Source organism: Eubacterium ramulus, from assembly GCF_003122485.1.
In the GTDB taxonomy this organism is placed as follows: Bacteria; Bacillota; Clostridia; order Lachnospirales; family Lachnospiraceae; genus Eubacterium_I; species Eubacterium_I ramulus_A.
In genome coordinates this window covers 1-7,362 of the sequence record NZ_JRFU01000159.1, presented here as the reverse complement: position 1 = coordinate 7,362, position 7,362 = coordinate 1, and the positions used below count along the sequence as shown (strand labels likewise).

The 7,362-nt window shown below is 45.0% G+C and carries 4 protein-coding genes; all 4 read right to left on the bottom strand.

Features of this window, described 5'->3' with window-relative positions:
- Window positions 1-59 precede the first annotated feature (59 nt).
- Window positions 60-998 carry an HPr(Ser) kinase/phosphatase gene (hprK, locus tag LG34_RS13695; RefSeq protein ID WP_109216566.1) on the bottom strand — a complete coding sequence of 313 codons (939 nt, stop codon included), beginning with the start codon at window positions 996-998 and terminating at the stop codon, window positions 60-62.
- Between the two features lie 137 nt (window positions 999-1,135).
- The gene (gene uvrC / locus LG34_RS13690) at window positions 1,136-3,013 is read right to left on the bottom strand and encodes an excinuclease ABC subunit UvrC (protein WP_109216565.1); all 1,878 of its coding nucleotides are present in this window, start codon (window positions 3,011-3,013) and stop codon (window positions 1,136-1,138) included.
- Between the two features lie 126 nt (window positions 3,014-3,139).
- Complete coding sequence (ftsH, locus tag LG34_RS13685; RefSeq protein WP_109216564.1) at window positions 3,140-5,122, bottom strand: ATP-dependent zinc metalloprotease FtsH; 1,983 nt, start codon at window positions 5,120-5,122, stop codon at window positions 3,140-3,142.
- A gap of 293 nt (window positions 5,123-5,415) precedes the next feature.
- Entirely contained in the window at window positions 5,416-7,023 is a 1,608-nt protein-coding gene (locus LG34_RS13680) for a CTP synthase (protein WP_109216563.1), read from the bottom strand.
- Between the last annotated feature and the right edge of the window lie 339 nt (window positions 7,024-7,362).

Genomic DNA, 7,362 nt, shown 5'->3' with positions numbered 1-7,362 from the left:
AGTCCCCACCCACTGCTTATTGCTTTTCGCAATTGAAGCAGGGGACTTATTTGATTCGGTTAAATTTCCGTAGAATTTCCGTTTTTCAGGTTATTTTCTACTCTTCGATACAATTCTTTTGCCGCATTATAGCCCATCTTTTTCTGTCTGTGGTTTGCAGCTGCTGCCTCACAGATGACTGCCAGATTTCGTCCCGGACGAATCGGAATGGAATGACACACGATGTTGTTGCCCAAAATCTCGGTATATTCTTCTTCCAGTCCCAGACGATCGTACTCTTTGTCTTTCTTCCAGTCTTCCAGTTTGATGACCAGATCAATAGTCTGCTGTTCCTTGACACATTCTACACCAAACAATGTCTTTACATCAATAATTCCGATGCCGCGCAGTTCGATAAAATAACGGGTAATATCCGGCGATGTTCCGATCAGTGTATTATTGTTGATCTTGCGGATTTCTACCACATCATCGGTAACCAGACGATGTCCACGACGGATCAGCTCCAGAGCAGCTTCACTTTTTCCAATACCACTCTCGCCCATGATCAGCACACCTTCACCATAAATATCAACCAGTACACCATGAATGGAAATGCACGGTGCCAGCTTACTGGTCAGAAAATAAATTGCTTCCGCAGCCACATTGGACGTTGCATCCGGTGAACTAAGAATTGGAACCCCACGCTCCCCTGCAATCCGCAATACAACTTCATCCGGCTCATATTCACGGCACATAATGACACACGGCACATTAAATCCCAAAAGTTTTCGATAACGATCCTCACGATCTTCCTCTGATAAAGTCTCCAGATAAGAATACTCTACCATTCCAATGATCTGGATTCGTTCTTCTGCAAAATGTTCAAAATATCCTGCCAGCTCCAATGCCGGTCGGTTAATCTCCGGTGTGGTGATCATTCGTTTTGACATATCCACACACGGGGTAAAACATTTGAATTTCATTTTTTCCGCTAACTGTTGTACACTGACTCCCTGCATTATATTTTCTCCATTTCTGTATTATTTGGCAACGATTCAAAGTGAAATTATCTACCCTGAATAATCGCATAACCTCTAGTAGCTGTTACATATTTTTTACAGTTCCTACCAATAAGTACAGTAAGTATACCACTTTTTTACTCCTTATGGAAGAATTGGTATACCGACTGCGCCGCTTTTTCATTCATGCCATCCACTTCCCGCAGCTGTTCTACCGATGCTTCCCGAATTTTCTCCAGCGACTGGAACTGCCGCATCAGCGCCTTTCTTCGTGTCTCACCGATATTCGGAATATCATCCAGAATCGAACGCACCTGCTGCTTGCTTCGCAGGGAACGATGATATTCAATGGCAAAACGGTGTGCCTCATCCTGAATCCGGGTGATCAGGCGAAATCCTTCCGAATGCCGGTCGATAGGGATTTCCTCATTGTTAAAATACAGACCACGGGTTCTGTGATGGTCGTCTTTTACCATACCACAAACCGGAATCGCAAGTTTTAATTCATCCAGCACTTCCAATGCAATATTGACCTGACCTTTTCCTCCATCCATCAGAATCAGATCCGGAAATTTTGTAAAACTGCCATATTCCTGCGCCAGATTCTTTTCCTTGTTCTGTGCCCGTTCTTCCATTCCATGAGTAAAACGTCGTGTCAGTACTTCCCGCATGGATGCATAATCGTCCGGACCGGTTACGGTCTTTAACTTAAATTTACGATAATCGCTTCGGCAAGGTTTTCCCCGTTCATAAACGACCATCGAACCAACCGATTCAAAACCGTTCGTGTTGGAAATATCATAGGCTTCCATTCGTTTGACATAGCCAAGATCCAGCAGATCTGCAATTTCCTTGACAGCTCCGATGGTCCTTCCTTCTTCCCGGCGAATTTTTTCTTTGTCCTGAGTCAATACCATCACCGCATTTTGTTCCGCAAGTTCTACCAGTTTTTCCCGCTGCCCTTTCTTCGGCACCCGGATATAAACTTTCTGCCCGCGCTTTGCAGACAACCACTCTGCTACCACATTTGCATCATCAATTTCCATCGGCAGCATGATCTCCTTAGGAACAAAAGGCGTTCCCGCATAGTATTGACTGATAAAAGTGGAAAGAACCTCTTTTTTCGTATCCTCCGCCCCAACGGTCACATGAAAATGCTCTCTGCCGATCAGCTTGCCTTCCCGGACGAAAAACACCTGCACAACCGCATCCCGGTCATCCATTGCCAGCGCCAGAATATCGCGATCCTCGCCGTCAAAACTGGTGATTTTCTGCTTCTGCGCCACCTGACGCACACTGGTCAGCAGATCCCGGTATTCCATAGCTTTTTCAAATTCCAATGCCTCCGAAGCCGCCTTCATCTTTTCTTCCAGATCCTTGATCACCGGTGCAAAATTGCCATTCAGCAGTTCCATAGCTCCCCGGATCTGTAAACGGTAATCTTCCTTTGAGATATATCCCTGGCAGGGTGCCTGGCACTGATGGATATGATAGTTCAGGCAGGGACGCTCTTTTCCGATATCGCGTGGAAGCGTCCGGTTACAGGTTCGGATCTGAAACAGCTTCTGTACCAGTTCGATGGTATCCTTCACTGCTCCGGCACTGGTGTAGGGTCCATAATATTTTGATTTATCCTTTTTCATCAAACGCGAAAACAGCACACGCGGATAAGTCTCACCTAACGTCACTTTGATATATGGATAGGTCTTATCATCTTTCAACATCGTATTATATTTCGGGCGATGCTCCTTGATCAGATTGCATTCCAGCACCAGTGCTTCCAGCTCGGAGTCCGTCAGAATATATTCAAAATGATCGATATGCGTGACCATCTTCTCAATCTTTGGTCCCTTATTCCGACTCGTCTGAAAATACTGACGCACCCGGTTTCGCAGACTGATGGCTTTTCCGATATAAATGATCGCGTCCCGGTCATCATGCATAAGATACACGCCCGGATGATCCGGCAGTTTTTTCAGTTCTTCCTGAATATCAAATAGTTTCTCTGTTCCCATAAGTTTTTTCAATCCTCTTGAAATCCCCAAACGGTCAGGGCAGAAAATTGCTTCTCTACTCTGACCGTTTCTGTCATATTATTACTTTTTTATCCCACAATCGGATATCCGACCGCTTTTGTTTTCTTACTCCTCAAAAGCCTCATCCGGTGCAACCGGCTCATTTCCGGAAAACTCTGTCTCATTTTCCTTGATCGGTGCAGACTGTGTATCTGTCTGTGCAGTTACTTCTTCTGCCTCTACATCGATTGGCTGGTTCCCTTCTGTCATCTCTTTGAAGATATCCATGAACTCTTTTCCAGTGATGGTCTCATGTTCATACAGATATCCAGCAATCCGCTCCAGTACATCGCGATGGCTTAACAGCATTTCTTTTGCTGTGTCGTAAGCCTTCTGAAGCATTACTTTTACAACTTCATCGACTTTTGCAATGGTCTCATCACCGCAGTTTGTTACGGCACGACCATCTAAGTATCTGTTCTCTACAGATTCTACACCCATCAGACCAAATTCATCAGACATACCAAACTGTGTTACCATTGCGCGGGCAATTCTTGTAGCCATCTCGATATCATTGGATGCTCCTGTTGTCACAGAATCACACATGATCTCCTCTGCGGCACGACCACCCATGTAAGTAACCAGACGCGCTTCCAGCTCTGCTTTGGTTTCCAGATATTTCTCTTCCTCCGGCATCTGCAGGGTGTAACCCAGAGATCCCATCGTACGCGGCACAATTGTAATCTTCTGTACCGGCTCTGCATCTTTCTGTAATGCAGTAACTAATGCATGACCAACCTCATGGTATGCCACCAGACGTTTTTCTTTTGGTCCCATGATACGGTCTTTTTTCTCTTTACCGGCAATGACAACCTCTACAGACTCAAATAAATCTGCCTGTGTCACATACTGTCTGCCATTCTTAACCGCATTGATAGCTGCCTCATTGATCATATTTGCAAGATCGGAACCTACACATCCGGCAGTTGCCAGTGCGATTGCTTCCAGATCTACGGAATCATCCATTTTAACGTCCTTGGAATGTACACGAAGTGTCTCCACACGACCTTTCAGATCCGGTTTGTCAACGATGATACGACGGTCAAAACGTCCCGGTCTCAAAAGTGCCTTATCCAGTACTTCCGGACGGTTGGTAGCTGCCAGGATCAGCAGACCTTTGGAAGTATCAAAACCATCCATCTCTGCCAGTAACTGGTTCAATGTCTGCTCACGCTCATCGTTTCCGCCGCCGTAATGGCTGTCACGGCTTTTACCGATAGCATCAATCTCATCGATGAAAATAATACACGGTGCCTGTTTCTGTGCTTCTTTGAACAGGTCACGAACACGGGATGCGCCGACACCAACGAACATCTCTACAAAATCGGAACCTGCCAGTGAGAAGAACGGTACGCCCGCCTCACCTGCAACTGCTTTTGCCAGTAATGTCTTACCGGTACCAGGAGGTCCTACTAATAACGCTCCTTTCGGCAGTTTTGCACCGATGGCTGTATATTTCTGTGGATTATGCAGGAAATCTACTACCTCCTGCAGAGACTCTTTTGCCTCATCCTGTCCCGCTACATCGCGGAAGGTAACACCGGTTGATTTTTCCACATACATTTTGGCATTGCTCTTGCCAACGCCCATGACGCCGCCTCCGCCGCCCATTTTCCGCATGGCAAATCCAAGCAGGATCCATACTAAAGCGACCAGAATTACAAAACTCAGGATCTGATATACCCAGGCAGATGTTGTATTATTCTTACCGGTATAATCAACGCCGTACTCATCCAATAATTCATACATACGGTCATCCTTTAAGTTTACCGTATAATAAGTTACCTGATACAGGCTCTTCTTGTCCTCTACCGGTTCAATATCGATCTGACTGTTGGTAATGACAACACTTTTTACCTTATGTTCCTTTACCATGGTCTGAAATTCAGAATATGTGATCTCCTGATTCGTCAGACTTCCAATTCCATTTGTAATCATTGTTACAAGGAGAAGTACCACAACGGTCGCAAGAACAAACCAAAGCATGTTCTGACCATTTTTGCGCCCTTTGTTATTTCCTCCCTGGTTGTTTCCTCTGTTCTCGTCCATTCTTATTATCTCTCTCATTCCTGTGTATATCCGGCTCTGGTCTGACAGGTCATTTATCGCTTCCGTCAAACCGGGAAGGAACTGTATACACAATCCTTTCTCTGGTTTCCCCTATGCCTGCCTGCATTCCCTATTACAAAAATGCCCGACCTGCATTGTTTTATTATATGGTTATTCTGTATAGAAATCAATAATATAATCGTGAACTTTTCTTGATTTTTATAAAATATTTATAAAAGAAGCCCCAGATGCAGCTTCTCATCCGGGACTCCTTGGACTGAATAAAATCAGTATTATTTATTTTTGTACTCAATAGCAGCTTCCACAAAACCTTTGAATAACGGATGTGGACGGTTCGGTCTGGATTTCAGCTCCGGATGTGCCTGTGTAGCCACAAACCACGGATGCGACGGAATCTCGATCATCTCTATGATTCTTCCATCCGGTGAAAGACCGCTGAGTTTCATTCCATGCTCAGTCAGAATTGCGCGGTAATCATTGTTAACCTCGTAACGATGACGATGACGCTCATGGATGGTCTCTGTACCGTATAACTCATATGCTTTGCTGTCTTTTGCAAGAACACAAGGATAAGAACCAAGACGCAGGGTGCCACCAATATCCTCTACTCCGTTCTGATCCGGCATCAGTGCGATCACCGGTGCGCTTGTGTTCGGATCAAGCTCGATGCTGTGTGCATCTTCCAGTCCGCAGATATGACGCGCATACTCAACGATGGAAAGCTGCATGCCAAGGCAAAGACCAAGGAACGGTACTTCATGCTCTCTTGCATATTTGATAGCTGTGATCTTGCCGTCAATTCCACGATCACCAAATCCACCCGGAACAAGGATTCCCTGTACACCGCCAAGAACTTCGTCTACGTTCTCTTCGTTGAGTTCCTCAGAATCTACCCATTTGATATTTACAGTCGCATGCTGGAAAATTCCACCATGTTTTAATGCCTCTACAACAGAAATATATGCATCATGTAACTGGATGTATTTACCAACCAGTGCAATTTCAACTTCTTTGTTCGGATTGCGCAGAGCCTGTACCATCTCGATCCAGTCTGTCAGATCCGGTTCCGGACAATCCAGTTTCAGGCATTCACAGGCAACCTGAGCCAGATTTTCTTTTTCCATTGCAAGCGGAGCTTCATATAAATATTCTACATCCAGGTTCTGCAGTACGCATTTTTTCGGTACGTTACAGAATAATGCGATCTTGTCACGAATCTGACGATCCAGCTCATGCTCAGTACGGCATACGATGATATCCGGCTGAATTCCCATTCCCTGTAATTCTTTTACGCTTGCCTGGGTCGGTTTTGTCTTTAACTCTCCGGAAGCGGACAGATACGGGATCAGTGTTACATGGATCAGGATCGCATTCTCATGTCCAACTTCATGCTGGAACTGACGAATGGCCTCAAGGAACGGCTGGCTTTCGATATCACCAACGGTTCCACCAACCTCGATGATGGCAATCTGTGTCTCTTCTGTTGTAAAATCACGGAAGAAACGGCTCTTAATCTCATTTGTGATGTGCGGGATTACCTGTACAGTTCCACCGCCATAGTCACCACGGCGCTCCTTCTGCAATACGGACCAGTATACCTTTCCGGTTGTCACATTTGAGCTCTTGCTCAGATTCTCGTCGATAAAACGCTCGTAATGTCCCAGATCCAGGTCTGTCTCAGCACCATCCTCGGTAACGAAAACCTCACCGTGCTGAATCGGGTTCATAGTTCCCGGATCAATGTTGATATATGGGTCAAATTTCTGCATGGTCACTTTGTATCCGCGTGCTTTTAACAAACGTCCAAGTGATGCGGCAGTGATTCCCTTTCCAAGTCCGGATACTACTCCGCCGGTAACAAATACGTATTTTACTGCCATTGTTTCTTCCTCCTGTGTTTATTTTATCTCCCAAAATGGGGTTTTTATTCTGCTTCATTCACTGTAATTTTGTTCAAAATCACTGTACGTTCCTGTAAAGTGTCTGATCTCTGGCTGCGTGTAAGCTCAATCAGAGATGAAATTACATACAGTTTTTATTATACAACCTCTGGCGACAGAAATCTACTTTTTTTTCATTGATCAACGACTTTTTTCAAAATCTGTCATTTTTTTCAATAAAACGATATAAAATTATGGCTTATCGCTTATCAAAAAGAAGTGTTTTTCATCCATTCAAGAATGCTCCGGCATTCTTGTTGCGAGGTGCGCGTCATGCAA

Bases quoted from the DNA above. Each gene is read 5' to 3' on its own strand.
- hprK (WP_109216566.1), bottom strand. From the start codon at position 998: ATGCAGGGAGTCAGTGTACAACAGTTAGCGGAAAAAATGAAATTCAAA.
- uvrC (WP_109216565.1), bottom strand. From the start codon at position 3,013: ATGGGAACAGAGAAACTATTTGATATTCAGGAAGAACTGAAAAAACTG.
- ftsH (WP_109216564.1), bottom strand. From the start codon at position 5,122: ATGGACGAGAACAGAGGAAACAACCAGGGAGGAAATAACAAAGGGCGC.
- LG34_RS13680 (WP_109216563.1), bottom strand. From the start codon at position 7,023: ATGGCAGTAAAATACGTATTTGTTACCGGCGGAGTAGTATCCGGACTT.